The organism is Streptococcus hillyeri (assembly GCF_041081565.1).
Taxonomy (GTDB): Bacteria; Bacillota; Bacilli; order Lactobacillales; family Streptococcaceae; genus Streptococcus; species Streptococcus hillyeri.
This window is the reverse complement of the sequence record NZ_CP163513.1, coordinates 773,525-791,805: the sequence shown is the minus strand read 5'-3', so window position 1 is coordinate 791,805 and position 18,281 is coordinate 773,525. Positions and strand designations below refer to the sequence as shown.

Genomic DNA, 18,281 nt, shown 5'->3' with positions numbered 1-18,281 from the left:
GTTATTCTGTTAGAATGAAACTAAGTTATTTTTTTTATCTTTTTCAGACCTTCATTAATTTTCTGAACATCTTCTTCTGAATAAGCTTCTCTCATATAAAAGATGACACGGTGCAAAGGCATATTTCCACCTCGTTCAATCATACTAGCAATATGTTTAGGCATTAATTTTTCTAATACTGACAGCGTTTCTGCATTGGATAATAAGACTGCTGTAGAGTCCATAATGGAATAAACATCTTCTGGGAAAAGCTTCTCCTTCTCCTCATCTGTTTCAAACCAATTTTGAACGTTAACACCTGGATGAGCATCTTTATACGTGTATTCTTCAGGTAATTCTGTCACTTTTGTAAATACTGACCAGTCAGATACTGTACCAGCCGTTACCCTCACTGTAAGTTCTTGTTCAGTAAATGGAACTTCAATTGTAAAGACTCCAGTCTTGGAAGCGACAGAATAATGTTGTCCCATGACTTCAAAAATAATTTGCTTCTGATTTGAGTATGCTTTTAGTACCAGAACATCTCCTGTACGTTTTGAAAAATCTTTTCCTGCTAGATGTACAAATGGCTGCTTAGCCCATTTGGCCTTGTAGTAATAAAATGCATCTTTCTTTTTCTGACGATCATAAGTCACTAGACCTTTCAAATTACGGTACTTAATACCACCTTCATCTCTATGACTACTTGAGAAATCAAACATATTCCAGATGAAACTTCCCCAAAGATAGTCACGCGCTTCAATTTGTGGGTAAACCGTCTCGTGATAAAGCGCCTGAAATTCTTCTGTGTAGTCTCGCACCTTTGGATCTAAGCTATGAAAGGCTTTATTTGCATCCACACCATATTCTGAAACTCCTAAAGCAACTGCTGGCAACTTCTCGTGACAATCGTCCAAAAAAGTGCCGTAATCTTGCATTTTGCCATAATACCAGCCAAAATAAATGTTATAACCAACCATTTTTGTAGTTTGATTTAAGGGACTTTCTGGTTTAACACTAAAAAGATTAGCCACAGTAAAGACACGCGTTTGGTCCAAGCTCTCAGCATAGGCTTTTACCTCTTCGACAAAAGGAGTCGCTACGTCATCCTCAGTATAGATGGCAACTTCATTTTGCACACCCCAAAAACAAATACTTGGATGATTAGCATTTTGTAGCAATAACTCAGCCATCTGCTGCTTGGCGTTAGCTTTGGCTACATCAGTCAAATGTACTTTCAATAAAGGAATCTCAGCCCAAACAAGATAGCCCTCTTCATCTGACTTTTGATACACTTCTGTAGGATGTTGGTAGTGCGATAAGCGGATTGCATTTGCGCCAATTTCTTTAATCATTTCAAAGTCACGAGTAATCTCATCATCTGTTATTGCTGAATACACAACCGCACTATCGTTATGACGAGCAACCCCATTTAATCTCACTTTTTGACCATTCAGATAAAAGCCAGATGACGAAGATAGCTGAATCTGTCTAAAACCGACTGACTTTGTGACACTATCCAAAATTGCTTCTGGGGTTTCATAAGTTACAGTAACGGTATACAGATACGGATTTTCAAGACCATTCCATAATATAGGATGATTGATTATCACATCAAGTTCTTCATTAAAAACCCAACTATCAACTATATTACCGTCTACATCTTGTAACACAGCTTTAAAATAACTCCCCTCTGGGGCATTTTTTATCACTTTAGGAGTTATCACAAGATGACCTTGTTCCAAAGAATCCTCTAGAGAGGTTTTGACAATAACACCATCGGTTCCAAAATAAGTCACATCAAAATAATCGTCTGTATCAAATTGTAGCCATTCGACACGGCGATGAATACCACCAAATACGGTAAAATCTCCCGCTGCTGGTGAAATCTCATCACTCACAATATTAGACACAAAAACCTCAAGAACATTTTCCTCTTGCAAGTTATCTGTCGGTAAAGCCACTGTAAAAGCAGAATACCCACCTTCATGATAACCTATTTTTTGACCATTAAATAAGACAGTCGCGATAAGACTAACTGCTTGGAAGCGGATGAAATGATACCCAGATGCCAAATCATCTTTCTGTAATACCGTTCTGTAATAACCATATCCCGTATTGTCACCAACCCCCTCTTCATACCACGTGTGAGGGATGGTAACACTTTGAGTAGTCACAGGCTGACTTTGATTGTCGTATTCTTTTTTTGATAGTCTATCAAACTGCCAGTTATCATTTAATAATGTTATCTTTCTCATGTCCCACCTAATTAAGAACCTGCAATTCATTACAGGTTCTTTAATTTACCTTTCTAACGTAGTATAAGCTATCGTATAATCATCAATGATTAGTATTTTCTCATCATCACTGCCCCACTTAGGAAGCTCTGGAGAATTAGGATTACCCGTTGTCACAAATTGGATAATATATTTTTGTAACACATTTGAAATGTGATAATCCCACTCTGTAAATGGGCGCCAGCATTTTTCCAAATTGCCAATAGTATACCACAAATCACTCGAATGCCAAGTCCCTGCCTCATCACCTGGTAGGTTTCTAGCGAGATAAAATTGATATGCTGAGTTAGAAACCATCTGATTACGACGTTTTCTCCAGGAAGAAGCCAGTTCAAGTAACGTATCCGATAACATATCATCCTTTGTTGTCCCAAGAAGGTAAGGAATATCAGTCTCAGCAAAGGTTGTCATCAATTCGTCTGAGCTATATGGAACCAGTTCCCTATCAATGCAAGGTGATAAAAAATCAATAGCGGTTTTATCTTTCGGCAACAATTCATTTACCATATCAAACAGTTCCTGACAAGGTACTATGCACCAATCTTTTCCCTCTTGTGAAAAAGCGTCACGCACAGATTCCCAAAAAGGAACTACCTTTTCGATTGGTTGAGCTTTGGCAAACTCTCTTCCTAGCCCTCCTCCACTTGTCATGATTGCTTTAGAAATATAGGGCTTAGCTAGAGGCGAGCAAACCAACTGCTGAATACTCATAGCACCTGCAGATTGCCCCATCAACGTAATGTTTTTAGGATTACCGCCAAACACTTCAATATTATGAGACAACCATTTGAGCGCCGTCAATTGATCATACAAACCAAAGTTAGCTCTTTTGCCATCTTCATCATCAATACTTGCAAAACCTAATGGTCCTAAACGATAATTGCAGGTGGCAAATATAATCCCTTTTTGAGCAAAATGTGTACCATCAAACGGTAACTCATTACCAGCACCAGATTGAAAAGCGCCGCCATGGATATACAATATTACTGGGCAATTATCAGCATTTTGAGGCGTCCAAATATTGAGAAACTGACAATCTTCACTATAGTTAAATGATAATCCTTTTCGAAATTCATTATAGTAGAAAGAATCCTCTGCCTCCGGTACAAACGTTCGTCGTTGAACACAGGCTGTACCAAAATCTGTAGCGTTATATTCACCTTCCCAATGAATCATTTCTTCTGGTAATTCAAAACGTTTTGCTTTAGCATAAGGAATTCCTAGAAAGCAGCGAACACCATCTTCAGAAATACCTAGTAAGTCACCACAATTTGTTTTTATTTCCATTAAACTACCTCTTTACTCGCTTTACGAGATGCTAACTCGTCATGAATAACCTCTGTTTTCTCACGAGTCAAATTGTAGATTAGTCCCATACCAATAAACTGAATCACACAAGCAAGAACCGGTGCCAATGTTACCAATGTACGAATACCATCACCAACGCCTGGAGCTTGTTCAGGTATACCAGATACAAAACCAATAACACCTAGCAAGAAAGTCATCAATGTACTTGATAATGAACTACCAATTTTACGACTAAACGTATAGATCGAATAAAGTGTTCCGTCTGCACGACGACCTGTTTTAAACTCTTGGTAGTCAATAACATCTGTTACAAATGCCCATGTTAAAATCATAAAAACAAGAGAACCTGCAGAAGCAATATTTGACAAAATCAGATAGGTCATAGCATCTTTAATTGGGAAAAGGTACAGACAAAGTGAGAAAATCATATTGTAACCCAAACCAACAAGAACAATATTCTTTTTACCAAATTTCTTAGCTAATTTTGGAACCGCAAAAAAACAAAGCATTGTAATTGGCAAACTCACCAATGAACTGACAGACATGATACGTGGGTTGTGATAATATTCTCTGTAAAGATACATTGAAAGGGTACCAGCTGCTGAAGAACCAATCAAACCACCAATTGTTGTTAACATAATACCAAATAAAGGACGATTACGAAGCGCATCACGCATTACTTCTTTAAAACTATAATCTTTAGCGAGTTTTGCTTTTTGTGAACTTGGTGTTTTAATACGTTCTGTACTAGTTGCTAGCATAATACTGTAGAAAATAAGGGAACCAACAGCCGCACCAGCTGCAACTAGGAAATAGTTTTTAACATTTGGGGTATGGTCTGCATTCCAAACCATCATGTTGATGATTGGCATGAAAAGGACGCCGACTGCGATACCGCCCAAACTACGTGCACGTGACAACTTCATACGTTCCTCTGGTTTATCAGTGATAACTGAAGCCATCGCACCATAAGGCATTGAAGTGCCTGTATAAGACAAATCATAGAAAAGATAAGCAAAGGCTACCCAAATTTGCTTGCTGGTCATTGGCCAACCAGACACATCCGCAAAGCAAATCAATACTGAGAGTGCTAATGGTACCATAGCTAGTTTAATATACGGTTTAAAGCGATCACCTGACTTCCCAATCATAAATTTATCTGGAATAGAACCGATCAATGGATCGTTGACAGCATCCCAAACCTTTGCAAAAAGAAACAGGCCAGCCATATACTGTGGACTGATCCCCAATACATAGGTACAAAATGTTAGAAAGAACATACTAACATAAGTTGTTACCATACTACCAGCTAAATCCCCAAAGATATAGCCAATTTGATCTTTAATACCAAATTTTTTCATCTGAGTATTCTCCTTAAAATTTTTATGTATCCGTTTACATTTATAGTATATTCTCTTTTAACAACAGACACCACACACCGTATACATCATAATTTGCCTTTTCTTAACATCCTATCATTATTGTTACTTTTTTTCGGAGAAATCGGAATATATTATGGTAAAATACCTCTATCGAGGTAATTCTATGGAAAAAAATATTGTATTATTCAAAAAAACACTTGATTTATTAAATCTTCCTTATCATCACTTTTCACACCATTTTTCAACTATCGAAGAGATAGATTTTGGATTTAGGAAAACATTCTATGATTCTAAAGGATATGACCGATTTATTGTTGTGTTACAGCGTTTTATAACTCCTACTCAACTTGCCCGTATTACAGATTATTTCGGCTTAACCTACTATCTTTTCTACTTTCTTTCAGATGATTCCTATATCACCATTGGACCTATAAGAACGAAAAAAATACCAGCTACAAATCAAAAGAAAGGAGAGTTTTTTAAGCAACTCACTATTTTCCCTGACTTAGAGCATCTTGATTATGTCCTATTAACTCTTTTTAGTACACTCAGTGATCGCAAAATTAAACTCTCCATCTTACCTAAACAATATTTAGATAAATCTCAGTCTCAAAAAGATTTGAATCACTATAGCGATACAATTGAAGGCTATTACGCTCTTGAAAATGATATCCTTGCAGCAGTTGCTCATGCCGATGCGGATCAAGCTATTTATCTCAAAACACTCCAAAATAGTCTGTCATTCAAATCACGTTCCGAGAATCTATTAGAAGTCACAAAATTACGCTTTAGTACCTTTAATACCTTATGTCGAAAGGCCGTAGAAAGTCAACAGATTCCACCTTTTTACATTGATAAATTATCTTCTCAGATTGCAAAAACCATTTGGAAAGCTTCATCAAATGATGACCTCATTAACTTTGATCACACCATTATCTTTTTCTACTGTGATTTGGTTAAAAGCTATCGCAATACTTCTAACTATTCACCAATCATTCAAAATGCCTTACTCTATATTGACCAACATTATCAAAACAATATAAAGCTTAATCAATTAGCAGAGCATTGCCACATTTCGAAAAATTATCTCAGCAGCCTCTTTCACAAAGAAGTCAACATGTCATTGTCTGATTATCTCCAGAAATACCGCATCAAAAAAGCTTGTGAATTACTCTCCAATAAAAACTTGTCAATATTAGAAATTTCTGAACGCTGTGGCTTCCAATCCAGCGATTATTTCTCAAAAGTCTTTAAAGAACTTAAGCAAATGACACCAAGTCAATATCGTAAAATCAATCATCATCTTCCCTAACAGACACAAAAAACATGGACAATTCGCCATGTTTTTTTGTCTATCTTATTTTTCGTCGTATTGATCAACTTTATATTGTGTCACATCAACGTAGTCCATATCTGTTAGCGGAACATTTTTCGCAATTGCTTGAACACGTTCATCATCTTTTGCTGCTTTCATGACATGGATTTTCTCTTGAATACGCGCCATTTCTTCACGATCAAGTTTGTAGAATTTCATCAAGAATAATGAAAGACATAAAACTCCTGCTGGAATTAACGTCATAAGTGTAATCAATGCCATTTTCAAATCATTAGAAAATGCCGTTTCAACCGTTGGAAATTCTTTTCCAAAGCCAATACCTGCAAGGACAAAACCAACTACCATAGGAGCAAATGAAGAAGCAATTGAGTCAGTCAATGAGAAGATTGTTCCAATCATACCAGAAAGATAGCGACCTGATACAGATGTTTCATAGTCTGTAATATCAGCACCCATTGTTAAAACTAAACCAGAAGGGGCAGTTGAGGCGTAGCGAGCGATAATGTAAACGACAAAGAAAGCAATCGTGTACAAATTCCATCCTGCTAAATCAAGCATTCCTGGTTTAGCTGAGAAAAGAAGAACCGCCAAAGCTACCAAGCCAACAATACCGAGCTGAAGAGCTGTAACATATGCAAAACGTAAGCCTTTACGACGAGCCAACTGAGCAGCTCCTACTGTCACAAGAATACCAGGTAGGATTAGTAGCATTGACATTTTTCCAGAAAGTGCATAATCTCCAAAAACAATACCATAGAGCATGACACCAACAACTGAGTCACCAAATAATTGTGCTACAAATTTTACAAAAGCTGCTGAAATAGACAGAACTTGAAGTGGTTTGTTTCCTTTAATAACTTTCCAATAATCACGTAATTTCGTTTCCTGTGTTTTTTCACCAAGACCAAAATACTGTTTATTGTCTTTTTCCCAAATACCAATAATAGCTAAAACACCAAGCACAGCAGAAATTACAACAACACCAATGAAAAGTTCTTGGAAAAATCCTGGTGTGAAACCGCCATGTTTAGGAACCAGTGTTCCTGATACGACCACTTGACTTCCTGTCATAAGAACAGTTGTTGCAATACCATCAACGATATTAAAAATTGGACGTTGTTTTGGATCATTAGTAAGTGCTACCTGACCAGCTTTTGTAATTGTTTGTTGGAGTGAATAACCAATTTTATGGATAATCATCACGAGAACAAAAAGCGGTAAACGTACACTCTCACTAACACCACCTAATCCCAACATCATAAAAAGCGAGCTGGCTGTGATAATATTACCTAAAACAAGAATTGGGCGATATTTCCCAAAAGCTGTTTCTGTTTTATCAATGATAACACCAATTGTTGGATCAATAAAACCATCAAAAATACGAATATAGCCCATTAATTGACTAACAAATATCGCAGCCAGACCAAGGACACCTGTTGACAAATAAGTCACAAATGTAAAAGCAACTAAATAAATGTTAGTTGAGGAATTATTCATAGCAAATAAAATAATTTGCCATAATTTTGCACGATTATACGTTACGTCTTCTGTACGTTTTTCCAATGATTTTTCCATTTTGGAAACCTCCATAAAAATTAGTATCTGAACACTTCTTGTGTAAGCGTTTTATTTACATTCTCATTCTACAATACATCAGATGACTTGTCAACGTTTTTTTCCATTTTAAGCTATTTTTTCTAAAATTAGTCTGATGAACATCAAATTAATCAGACAACTCCCTTCATTTAACACTACAAATCAAAAAAGCAGCCTTGCGACTGCCTCTTGAAACTACTTCTTAAACACTTTCACCGTTGTCCCTACGTCAATCTGGCTGGAGACCTCTATATCCAGGTTCAACTGTTCTAGTACTTGCTTGGTCATGTAGAGTCCCAATCCTGAAGCTTTTTGGTGTTCATGCCCGTTATAGCCTGTGAAACCTTCGTCAAAAAGGCGGGGCAAATCTTCTGGTAAGATACCGATTCCCTGGTCTGCTATTGTGACACTATTTTCTGTTAAAGTAATCGTTATTTTTCCACCTGCGGTACTATATTTAATAGCATTGTCTAAGATTTGTGACAGGGCAAACGTCAGCCACTTTTTATCTGTTTTTAAAAACCACTCACCTGTCAGATCAACGGATAACTGTTTATGCAAAAAGAGAATGCGATATTTTTTGATTAACTCTTTGACCAACGCACTAACGGAAACGTGTTCAAAGCGAAAATCATCTTGCTTATCACTAAATTTAAGATAGGTCAAAAGTGTTTCTAAATAGCGTTCTAGGCGCAAAACTTGCTGATTAACATCATCTGGATTCAATTGTTTTGTCTGAGCCATCAGAGAAATAGCTGACAAGGGAACCTTCATCTGATGGGCCCACATTTTGATTAAATCTTGTTGACGCAAAGATTGACTATTAACCTTGAAAACCTCTTGCCTCGCTTTCTCATCACGCGCATATAAGGCCTTCTGATAGGCATCGTCAAGCGGACTTGAAAGCTCTGCTATTTCTTCCAAATCCCTAAAATCTCTTAAAAGCCTCATCTGGTGATGAAAGCGAAAAAAATGCCACAAACTAAGAGGAAGAAAAACCGCTAAGTTAAAGAGAATAGCCATTCCAAAGTAGGCGATGGGAAAGTGATACAAGATAAAAGAACCTAAAAAACCAGCTAATAGCAGTAAAATCAAGACATACCAAAGCCCATACTGCCTAAAATAATGTTTCATCATTTGAGTAAATACCCAACCCCTCTTACCGTATGAATATGGTCAAACCCAAGCCCAGCCACTTTCTTCCGCAGGCGTGTCATATTGACATTTAGCGTATTCTGGTCAATAAACTCATCACTCTCCCACAGCTTCTCCAAAATCGTCTCCTTACTCACCACTTCTTCTTTATAGGAAAATAGCAAAGCTAGGATTTTGTTTTCCGTGGGCGACAGCTGGATTTGTTCAGTCGAACTAGAGAGGACACCGTCACGGCTGAGCGTAAAACCATTGAACGTCAATTCTTCACTGGTAAATTGATGCGAACGCCGTAAAAAAGCCCCAATTTTAGCATCCAAAAGACTAATCGAGAAGGGCTTAGCGATATAATCATCACCCCCCATGTCTAGAGCCATAACCATATTCATCTCATCATTACTCGATGATATAAAAATAATAGGGACAGTTGATGTCTTTCTAATCTCCGTTGTCCAGTAAAAGCCATTAAAATAAGGAAGTGTAATATCCACCAAAATCAGGTCTGGCTTAACCTCTTCAATCTCCTGCTTAACCGCACGAAAATTTGACACACTAAACACCTCATACTGTTGTCCCAAATGCCCTTTCAGTAACGACACAATAGTCTCATCATCTTCAACAATAAAAATTTTATCTTTTTTCATTTTTCAAGCCCTTTTAAGAACACTAACATAACTATCTGAAAATATTGTAGTCGTTTTTAGATGATAAATCAAGAAAGCACCTGCTAATTTTAGAACAGGTGCTTCTTATGATTATCTTTCAACTAATTTATAATAAGTTCTGCTAGTGATTTTGTAAATACCATAATAGAGGATACCAATGATGAGCATGGTAACCCCAGCCACTAGGTAAACTAAATTACTGCTAGCAACCCCAAAGAAAAGAAGCATTTGTTTTAACATCGGAATAGCCACTACATAATGCAGCGCCGCAATTCCCAATGGCATAAAGAAAACTAAAATAGTTTGAGAAGAAATGGTTTTCTTAACATCCTCTTTTGACATTCCAACTTCTTGGAGAATCTTATAAGATTTCTTATCTTCCTGACCTTCTGAATATTGTTTATAGTAAATAATCAAAGCTGCACCAAGTAGGAATGATAGACCTAGAACCACACCTGTAAAGAGCATACCACCAAACAAGGTGTAACCTTCATCAAGAGCATCCTGTCTAAATTGAATATCACCAATACCATTTCCAGCATCATCAACAATACCAACACCACTAGCCAAGTTTAGTTTCTCAGCCTCTTCTTTCGTTAAATCGAGATGAGCCGTGTAGGTATTTGGTGGAAAAGTCACCGCAGAATCCATAATCTCCTTAAAGGAGGTTTTTAACCTTGAAGCTACTTCTTCATTGGCAACGACCATCACTGCTCCATTATAGATATAATAAACTTCTGGGATAAGAGCTGTTTTATAATTTTTAACGACATCAAATTGATTACCTAACAAGTTCATGGTCTTGTAATGACTGTTTCCTTGTTGTTTAAAGAAGGCAACTTGATTAGCAGACAAGTTAGGAACATCATTACCTAATTTTTTAAAATCATCTTGGGTAACGACAAAAACAAATCCTGTTTCAGCGCCTTTTTGCATCATTTCTTCTATGTTTGCATAGGAGATACGGTCACGATTTTCTAGTGGAAAACTAATGAGGGAGGATGTGTAACCAACCACTTTTTTCTTAGAATCCAATTTACTCAAAACATATTTATCCAGTAATGCCTGACCTTCATCTGAAAAGCCATCTACAGTCAATGAAATCTTGGCTGAATTAGGAAATATTTTGTTGGTTTGTGTTTGCGTATTGGCATAAAGCGCAGCTGTTGTCCCAATTGAAACAAAGGCCATAACTGACAAGAGGGTGATACTTGCAAGTCCTGCAGCGTTAGCCTTCATGCGGAAAATCATCTGACTAGTCGTGATAAAGTGCTTCGGTTGATAGAAATAGCCTTTATTGCTCCGCTTTTTCTTCAAATACCAAGCCATAAAGCTAATATAGAAAAGATAAGTCCCTAAAATGACTAGCACCACCGCTACAAAGAAGTAGAGAATAACCAAGAGAGCTGACAAATCCTTAGAATAAATCGAAATCCCGTAGCCTGCACCAATAAAGAGAACGCTGAGAAAAGCTAGAAGCATATTACCACGCGGTTCTTTTTCACCCTGCTCACTACTTTTGAACAAGCTGAGCGGAGAGGTTTTACCAATACGACGCAAACCAACTAGCATAAGAATAAAGAAGATTCCCGCAAAAAGCAACGCATTTAGGACAAACGCCAATGGCGACAAGGTCAAAATCAACTTATCATAATTGATGATATTAACAAAAATCAGATAAAGAAAATTGGCAAAAATCCCAGAGAAAATTGACCCTAAAATCACTAGAATGAGGAAAATAATCCCTAATTCGAGAGTTGATACCCAGCCCACCTGACGCTTATTCATCCCTAAAATATTATAAAGTCCAAATTCTTTACTTCGCTGTTTAAGGAGAATATTATAGCTGTAAATCTCCATCGCAATAGACAAAATGGTTAGCACCACCACACCTAGAGGTAAGATAATAGCAGCCGTATCCATTCTTTCTCTCATCGGACTAGTCATGATAAGCAAAATGGAACACGTCAGACTATAAAGGACAAAACTTGCCAAGAGAAACGGAGCATAGGCCTTTTTCGATGACTTGATGTTATTCCAAGCCAGTTTTAAATAAAACATATTATTCACCTCCTAAAAGAGCTGACATGGCAAGCGAAATCTCACGGTTAAAATCTGTTGAGGTCTTATCACCACGATAAAGCTGGTGGAAAATACGACCGTCTTTGATAAAGAGAACACGTTTGGCATGACTAGCCGCATTGGCAGAGTGAGTTACCATCAAAATGGTTTGACCTGTTTCGTTGATTCCTTCAAAAAGCTTCAATAAATCTTCTGAGTTTTTATAATCCAAAGCAGCGGTTGGTTCATCTGCCAATAAAAGCTGAGGTTGCGTAATAAGCGCACGCGCAATGGCCACGCGTTGCTTTTGACCACCAGAAAGTTCAAAGGGACGTTTATTCAAAAGCGTGTCAATTCTTAAACTGCTGGCCAATCCCTGCAGGCGCATCTCCATCTCCTTATAAGATTTTTTATCCAGTACAAGTGGCAAGAAAATGTTGTCTTTAATAGATAAAGTATCTAAAAGGTTAAAATCTTGGAAGACAAACCCTAGATTTTTCAGACGATAACTAGCAAGTTTACTTTCCTTGATTTTGGTAATGTCCTCACCATTTAAAATAACCTGCCCCTTACTAGGTTTATCAAGAGTCGCTAGGATGTTGAGCAAGGTTGTCTTACCAGAACCAGACTCACCCATAATGGCAATAAATTCACCTTTTTCAACCTTAAAATCCACATCTTGAAGAGCGCGTGTTTCTTCCTTTGAAAAACGTGTACGATAAACTTTTTCTAAATGATTGATTTGTAAAAACATAATACGATTCCTTCCTTACTATCCATACTTGATAACTTCGAGTCATACTTTCACTATTACTATATCAGAAAGTTCTCACTTCCTGCATTTTTCAGCCCTGCATTTTTTCCTAAAACAAGCGGTGCAGACTGACACGACGACCAAACCTAAAATCATAATACTATAACCTAATTTATTCATTTCACTCACTTCCATTTCTTGATGACCACAATTCCTAACAGAATCACTCCTGCCAAAATAGCTAAGCCTAAAAGACTTCCACCGTAAAATTCAAAAGTTCCTTTAATCGCTTCTAGTGACATCGCTCTCTTCCTTTCTTTTGATATTTTTATTTTATCGGAAAATAGCAGAGCTAATCTTACAATAACGTGCTTAAACCTTACAAAATTGTAAGACTTTGATATAATGGAGAAAATCTTAGAAATGAACAAGAGGAAACAACATGGCCAAAAAAATCGGAAAATTACTCGGTGCTGTCGGAAATCTTTTAGCCATTCCAGACGCTATTGATGCTGTCAAGCACGTCACAGACAAAGCAACACCAATCATTGAAAAAGAATTAGACCGCAGACACGAACATAAAAAATCACTCATCCAACTAGATGATGTTCAACATGTTCCACTCGATTATGCACAGAAACTCTTAGAGAATCGTGGTTTTACCGTTTTACCCATCTTAGCCAAAGCCCATCCGAAATACGCCAACGAACGACCTCTAGAAGTCGTTGCCATGCACCCACGTGCTGGAAATTATAAGCCTGAAACCTTAGTCAAATTGTATTTTGTTAACGAAGACATTATTAACCAGAGTAACGAACTCAAAAAGACAACCACAGATAACCTTGCAAATCTTCAAAAAAACTTAGCAAAACCACTTGATACCCTCAAAAAAGTCAAACTCCCACTTGGTAAGAAAAAATAAAAAAACACCTAGACCCGTATCATCATAATTGAGGTCTAGGTGTTTTTATCATTTATAGACTGTGGTAACTAACTTTATCATCACTACATATAGCACCATCCAAATGTATCATCAAGTACTAATCTACCTGAATATATCGACGCGCTCCTGAATAAGACAGATAGGAAATCCACTGTTTTCCTTCTGCAATCAAAACTTTATCATAATTCACCTTTTCTCCCTTATCGTAAGTGGCAAGAGTTGGACTAGCTGATTTTGCCTCAGCTTTAATCGGTGAGGAGTTTTGGAAAATGTAGACACCACTAGCAGGAAGAGTAATCTTCACAGTAGGCGAGGTTGGTTGAGGAGTTTGAGTCACTTTATTTACTGGCGACTTTTGATGTTTCAAAGCTTCAATAGCAATATAACGTCGATTTCCTTTATATGACAAGTAAGATAGCCATCTAAAACCATCAGCCTCTACAAGCTTATCATAATGGACAGAGTCACCAGCATCATAGTGAGCTAATTCAGGACTTGAGAGTTTCGCTTCAGCTCGAATAATAGATGTCTTGGTGAATTGATACGTACCACTCTTAGCCAAACTTGAATGACTTACTGGTGTCACATGGGATACGGATGGCGTTTTAACTACAGTTGATGCTGACAAGTCTTTGAAATGAATAAAACCATCTACTTTACTAATAGGAATTGTTCGTTTGTGATATCGATGAGTATAATCATAATTATATTCTTCAATGGTCACGTAATCACCTGATACTTCCGCTACCCAAGCAACATGACAACTGCGCCACCATGCCACTGAACCTACTGCTGGCTTATTGTCAACAACATATCCCTCACGTCGTGCACGCGTTCCCCACTGATCCGCATTTCCATAAGCACCAGGAATTATAAAACCATTGACCGAAGATAAGCGATGAGCTACAAATGATACGCACTCTCTATTCCAAAGTCTCCAAGGATCAATGAGACTATCCGGAGCTGCATTTTTAAGATAGACAGGATAATCATCTCCCAAATGTGCAAAACTCAAAGTTGGTAAGTCATTGGACTTTTTCATTTTCGGAACTTCTACCACTGATTCAACGACCTTTTGAGGCACTGCTTCTTTCTTAGGCGCCACAACTTGCGGAGTTTCCTTCTTAGCTTCAGGTACAGTCACTTTAGGTTCTGTAACAACTGCTTTTTCTACTTTTTGTTCAGAAGTCTCCGAACTAGCCGCATCAACGATTTCCTTTCTCGGCTGATCCACCTTGGTGTTTTTTAAACTTTCAGCTATTGCTTTTGCGATCGCCCTTTCTAAAGAAGCCATATCCCAAGATGATTCCTGTGTTTCAAGTTGCGTTGTCACCTCAGGTACAGTTGAGACTTCCTCTGCCAAAGCAGAGCCAGTCACCAAAAACATCCCTAAAAGAACTGACGCAGCTCCCATACCACACTTACGAATTGAAAAATGTTGAACAGTTTGCATACCTTTTTGCATTCATTAACTCCTTGTAAACTTAATCTTTCAGGCCTGTACCTAATTATTCGCAAGGAGGAAAAAAAGTTGAAAGAAATCAAAAATAATATTTTAAAAAAATAAACTACAAAGCTATAGTAACTTTGAAGCCTATTTTGTTTATTTACAATTTTACACTATAAAATTAATTATCAGTATTAAACACAGTGTAAATGTAGTGACATAGTATAAATTTGAAACAGTAAATCTCTAAACTATCAAAATCTTATCACATTTTTCTTAGTGAGATTAGTTGTAGCATTTAATTTGACAATTGGTAATTAATAAATACCATAATTCATCTACAATAAGTTACCTCAATAACTTTTCTACTCCAGACGATAAATTTTATTATTATCTGCATCACGATAAATAAGAATAAACTTATTACCATATTCATTATCCAAATCTCTAGTTGTCAGCACATATTTAACATTCAATTCATCAAGTTGATTAACATTTAGTTGAATGCTCAACACATCTGGAAATGGATTTGCCATAGTAGTAGCTTCATCAGTTAAAACATATTTCATATGACTATATCTATTCCATTGATTTTCCATACTACCTTTGCTATCAATCATTTTCATCAATTGCAAATCTGGATAGAAACGAATACCATCTAAACTTTTAGCGCCAAACATTTCGAGATAATTATACAACATTGTTGAATCCGATATCCAAAGAGCAGATGGATCTTCTTGAACTAACTCAGCGACTTCAACAGATAATTTTTTATCTTCAATGGCTTCTAGCCCATGAACAACTGGATTAACTGTCATACCACTAATTAAAGTAAGTCCTAAAATACTAGCCACGAGCCACTTTTTCCATCTAAAAGCCATAGCAAAATAGCTGAATAAGATGATTCCTAAAAGAATAAGTAAGATAAACCTTCCAGAATAGTTACGATAAAATTCCTCAGTCAAGATACGATAAACCATGAATCCTGTAAACGGAACAGCTGCTACAATAACTTTCCAATAATCCTGCGGTTTCTTATCCCAAATATACGCAATAGCCCAAATTGATGCATACACAGAAATGACTGCCAATGCCTGCCAAGCACGTGAACTTGTTACAAATGATAGTAAAGTAACTTTTGCAAGTAACACAGGTACATGACCGATGATAGCATAGGTTGCTAATAATATTGATAAAATAACTAACCCAAGTCCTAAACTATTTGACTTGAAGTCTTTTTTCTTTATCACAAATGGTAATAAGAAACTCACAAAACCTAGCAAATGATATGAACTGGATAATTCAACTTGATTACTTGCAAACGGTGTTCTATACGGCAGGATAGCATTTAATAAAAAGTCACTTATTACAGTTAATGATAATTCACCACCAGTAGACACACGACTTCCTGGATATACTGTATTTAAAGTCGTTTTAATCGCATCCCAACTATCTATAATCGTAATTCCAACAACTGTAAAAGAAAGACCTAATGTACAACTTATCATTAAAATATCAAATTTATTGATAAGTCTCTGTCGGATAGCGTTGATAAACTCAATCAGAGTAAATAATAAAATGAGATAAGCAAAAGGTACTTGAAATGCTGGATAGATAACTAAAATATAGCCAATAATTCCAGAAGCTAGGAGTGCCGCTAAACCAATTTTTGCCCATTTTGATTTTACTTTGAAATAGTGATGCATACTAACCATGATTAATAAACTAAAGAATACAACATCACCTAAGTGTTGCATAAACCACCATTGAACAACTGGTGTAAAAGTAATCCAAAAACTACCAACTAGCGATAAGTATTTTTTCCCTTTAGTTAATATCATAGCAAACTCAAATGCTAATAAGAGCATACCAATGACTTTAACACACCAATACCAAGATAAGCCTCTTGAAGCACCTAAAAATAAGAAGCCCCAATTAAACGGTTTTCCAATAAGAGAAATATGATTCACTGGAGCATTATAGGCAACAACCATATTTTGTCCCGAAGTGGCATATGATGGATTAACTAATTGAAATCCTGTACTAGATTGAGAAAGATAAAATGGTGTTTGAACCAACCATTCATCCGATCTAATCCCTCTAGGAACACCAATAATTGTCCCATCTTCTTTTTCTCTAGGAATCCAGTAACTACCTATCTCTAAAATATTTGTCGCACTATCAAGACTTGTTGCTTGTTCTCGTTTTCCAGAAATAGTCTCAGTGAGCCCAAAATTATTCCAAAATCCAATTGAACTTCCATTTAAATCTAGACTAATACCTAGCAAGCAAATCATTACCGCTATAATATATCTAAATTTAATAATATTATTGATTAATCGTTTCATTCATTGTCTCCAAAAATAAAACAGAAAAAATCAATTAGGATTTCTTCTGTTTGATGATCAAACTGTTACTTCTTATCTAGTAAGTTTTCATAATACTCATAAATCTTCAACTCATATTGCATACGATTTTGTCTTACAATCGTATCTAAAATAAATCCAGCAACAAAAGATAAGGCAGCTAAAATCATGAGACCAGTCGCTAAAATAGCTGATGGCATCTTAGCAATAAAACCAGTTTGCGTAAATTCACTAATAACTGGAACACCAGCAAACAAGCCTAAAATAAAGAAGATAGCTGAGCAAATACTAAAGAACAGTAATGGCTTATAATCTTTAAATAAGTTAAAAATCATTCGCAATACTTTAAAACCATCAGAGAAAGTATTGAGTTTTGATTCACTCCCCTCAGGACGGTCCTGATAGGTGATTGGCACTTCAACCAATTTAAAGCGTTTATCTAAGGAATGGATAGACAATTCAGTTTCAATTTCAAATCCTGGTGATAACACTGGGAAATTTTTAACGAAGAGACGATTAAACCCTCGATAACCTGTCATGATATCTTCATATTGGCCTTTATAAAGTTTATTTACAAGAAATTTCACAAGGTTATTTCCGAAACCATGGAAACCTCGTTTGTTTTCTTCTGCGTAAGTCCCATTCGATAAACGATCTCCGATAGTCATATCCGCCATACCAGAACGAAGAGGCTCCAAGAGTTTTTCTACCTCATCAGCTGGATAAGTATCGTCTGCATCAACCATAATATAATAATCCGCTTCAATTTCACGAAACATCGAACGCACAACATTCCCTTTACCTTGGCGAGGCTCAAAACGCACAATTGCTCCTGCTGCTCTTGCTAACTCATTCGTTCTGTCTTTTGAATTATTGTCATACACATAAATATCAGCTTCTGGAAGAACGCGCTGAAAATCTTTAATAACTTTTTGAATAGTTACTTCCTCATTGTAGGCAGGAAGTAAGACTGCGATTTTTTCGGACATGTTATT

13 protein-coding genes are annotated in these 18,281 nt (G+C 36.6%); 2 read left to right on the top strand and 11 right to left on the bottom strand.

From position 1 onward, the window contains the following. Positions 1-20: 20 nt before the first annotated feature. Genes AB6M99_RS03785 through AB6M99_RS03775 form a run of 3 tightly spaced genes read right to left on the bottom strand, consistent with a single transcriptional unit; the run spans position 21 to position 4,945 of the window. Complete coding sequence (locus AB6M99_RS03785) at positions 21-2,237, bottom strand: glycoside hydrolase family 2 protein (RefSeq protein WP_183121623.1); 2,217 nt, start codon at positions 2,235-2,237, stop codon at positions 21-23. 45 nt (positions 2,238-2,282) lie between these two features. Beyond that, positions 2,283-3,563 carry a carboxylesterase family protein gene (locus AB6M99_RS03780; RefSeq protein WP_121834277.1) on the bottom strand — a complete coding sequence of 427 codons (1,281 nt, stop codon included), beginning with the start codon at positions 3,561-3,563 and terminating at the stop codon, positions 2,283-2,285. Next, a complete protein-coding gene (locus tag AB6M99_RS03775; RefSeq protein ID WP_121834276.1) occupies positions 3,563-4,945 on the bottom strand; it encodes an MFS transporter in 1,383 nt (460 codons plus the stop codon). The genes AB6M99_RS03780 and AB6M99_RS03775 overlap by 1 nt, the downstream gene beginning before the upstream one ends. Positions 4,946-5,129: 184 nt before the next feature. Here AB6M99_RS03775 and AB6M99_RS03770 point away from each other — a divergent pair, with 184 nt between their 5' ends. Further along, positions 5,130-6,278 carry a helix-turn-helix transcriptional regulator gene (locus AB6M99_RS03770; protein WP_369351108.1) on the top strand — a complete coding sequence of 383 codons (1,149 nt, stop codon included), beginning with the start codon at positions 5,130-5,132 and terminating at the stop codon, positions 6,276-6,278. A 45-nt stretch (positions 6,279-6,323) separates the two neighbouring features. Here the strand turns inward: AB6M99_RS03770 and AB6M99_RS03765 are convergent, their stop codons facing one another. From AB6M99_RS03765 to AB6M99_RS03745, 5 genes are all read right to left on the bottom strand, one after another. Further along, positions 6,324-7,877: an MFS transporter gene (locus AB6M99_RS03765; protein WP_121834274.1), complete on the bottom strand. Its 1,554-nt coding sequence runs from the start codon at positions 7,875-7,877 to the stop codon at positions 6,324-6,326. Between the two features lie 216 nt (positions 7,878-8,093). Continuing rightward, positions 8,094-9,035, bottom strand: coding sequence for a HAMP domain-containing sensor histidine kinase (locus tag AB6M99_RS03760; protein WP_121834273.1), 942 nt, complete (start codon positions 9,033-9,035; stop codon positions 8,094-8,096). After that, the gene (locus AB6M99_RS03755) at positions 9,032-9,694 is read right to left on the bottom strand and encodes a response regulator transcription factor (RefSeq protein WP_121834272.1); all 663 of its coding nucleotides are present in this window, start codon (positions 9,692-9,694) and stop codon (positions 9,032-9,034) included. The genes AB6M99_RS03760 and AB6M99_RS03755 overlap by 4 nt, the downstream gene beginning before the upstream one ends. A gap of 111 nt (positions 9,695-9,805) precedes the next feature. Beyond that, on the bottom strand, positions 9,806-11,776 hold the full coding sequence (locus AB6M99_RS03750; RefSeq protein WP_121834271.1) for an FtsX-like permease family protein: 1,971 nt from the start codon (positions 11,774-11,776) through the stop codon (positions 9,806-9,808). 1 nt (position 11,777) lies between these two features. Continuing rightward, entirely contained in the window at positions 11,778-12,530 is a 753-nt protein-coding gene (locus AB6M99_RS03745; protein ID WP_121834270.1) for an ABC transporter ATP-binding protein, read from the bottom strand. A 442-nt stretch (positions 12,531-12,972) separates the two neighbouring features. On the opposite strand from AB6M99_RS03745, the gene AB6M99_RS03740 reads away from it, so the two are divergent. Beyond that, positions 12,973-13,452 carry a hypothetical protein gene (locus AB6M99_RS03740; protein WP_121834269.1) on the top strand — a complete coding sequence of 160 codons (480 nt, stop codon included), beginning with the start codon at positions 12,973-12,975 and terminating at the stop codon, positions 13,450-13,452. Between the two features lie 118 nt (positions 13,453-13,570). Here AB6M99_RS03740 and AB6M99_RS03735 read toward each other — a convergent pair whose 3' ends face one another. The 3 genes from AB6M99_RS03735 to AB6M99_RS03725 all read right to left on the bottom strand — a co-directional run bounded on the left by AB6M99_RS03735 (position 13,571) and on the right by AB6M99_RS03725 (position 18,275). Next, positions 13,571-14,938, bottom strand: coding sequence for an SH3 domain-containing protein (locus AB6M99_RS03735; RefSeq protein WP_121834268.1), 1,368 nt, complete (start codon positions 14,936-14,938; stop codon positions 13,571-13,573). 347 nt (positions 14,939-15,285) lie between these two features. Then, a complete protein-coding gene (locus tag AB6M99_RS03730; protein WP_121834267.1) occupies positions 15,286-17,268 on the bottom strand; it encodes a hypothetical protein in 1,983 nt (660 codons plus the stop codon). 65 nt (positions 17,269-17,333) lie between these two features. Beyond that, on the bottom strand, positions 17,334-18,275 hold the full coding sequence (locus tag AB6M99_RS03725) for a glycosyltransferase family 2 protein (protein WP_121834266.1): 942 nt from the start codon (positions 18,273-18,275) through the stop codon (positions 17,334-17,336). Between the last annotated feature and the right edge of the window lie 6 nt (positions 18,276-18,281).

Bases quoted from the DNA above. Each gene is read 5' to 3' on its own strand.
- AB6M99_RS03785 (WP_183121623.1), bottom strand. From the start codon at position 2,237: ATGAGAAAGATAACATTATTAAATGATAACTGGCAGTTTGATAGACTA.
- AB6M99_RS03780 (WP_121834277.1), bottom strand. From the start codon at position 3,563: ATGGAAATAAAAACAAATTGTGGTGACTTACTAGGTATTTCTGAAGAT.
- AB6M99_RS03775 (WP_121834276.1), bottom strand. From the start codon at position 4,945: ATGAAAAAATTTGGTATTAAAGATCAAATTGGCTATATCTTTGGGGAT.
- AB6M99_RS03770 (WP_369351108.1), top strand. From the start codon at position 5,130: ATGGAAAAAAATATTGTATTATTCAAAAAAACACTTGATTTATTAAAT.
- AB6M99_RS03765 (WP_121834274.1), bottom strand. From the start codon at position 7,877: ATGGAAAAATCATTGGAAAAACGTACAGAAGACGTAACGTATAATCGT.
- AB6M99_RS03760 (WP_121834273.1), bottom strand. From the start codon at position 9,035: ATGATGAAACATTATTTTAGGCAGTATGGGCTTTGGTATGTCTTGATT.
- AB6M99_RS03755 (WP_121834272.1), bottom strand. From the start codon at position 9,694: ATGAAAAAAGATAAAATTTTTATTGTTGAAGATGATGAGACTATTGTG.
- AB6M99_RS03750 (WP_121834271.1), bottom strand. From the start codon at position 11,776: ATGTTTTATTTAAAACTGGCTTGGAATAACATCAAGTCATCGAAAAAG.
- AB6M99_RS03745 (WP_121834270.1), bottom strand. From the start codon at position 12,530: ATGTTTTTACAAATCAATCATTTAGAAAAAGTTTATCGTACACGTTTT.
- AB6M99_RS03740 (WP_121834269.1), top strand. From the start codon at position 12,973: ATGGCCAAAAAAATCGGAAAATTACTCGGTGCTGTCGGAAATCTTTTA.
- AB6M99_RS03735 (WP_121834268.1), bottom strand. From the start codon at position 14,938: ATGCAAAAAGGTATGCAAACTGTTCAACATTTTTCAATTCGTAAGTGT.
- AB6M99_RS03730 (WP_121834267.1), bottom strand. From the start codon at position 17,268: ATGAAACGATTAATCAATAATATTATTAAATTTAGATATATTATAGCG.
- AB6M99_RS03725 (WP_121834266.1), bottom strand. From the start codon at position 18,275: ATGTCCGAAAAAATCGCAGTCTTACTTCCTGCCTACAATGAGGAAGTA.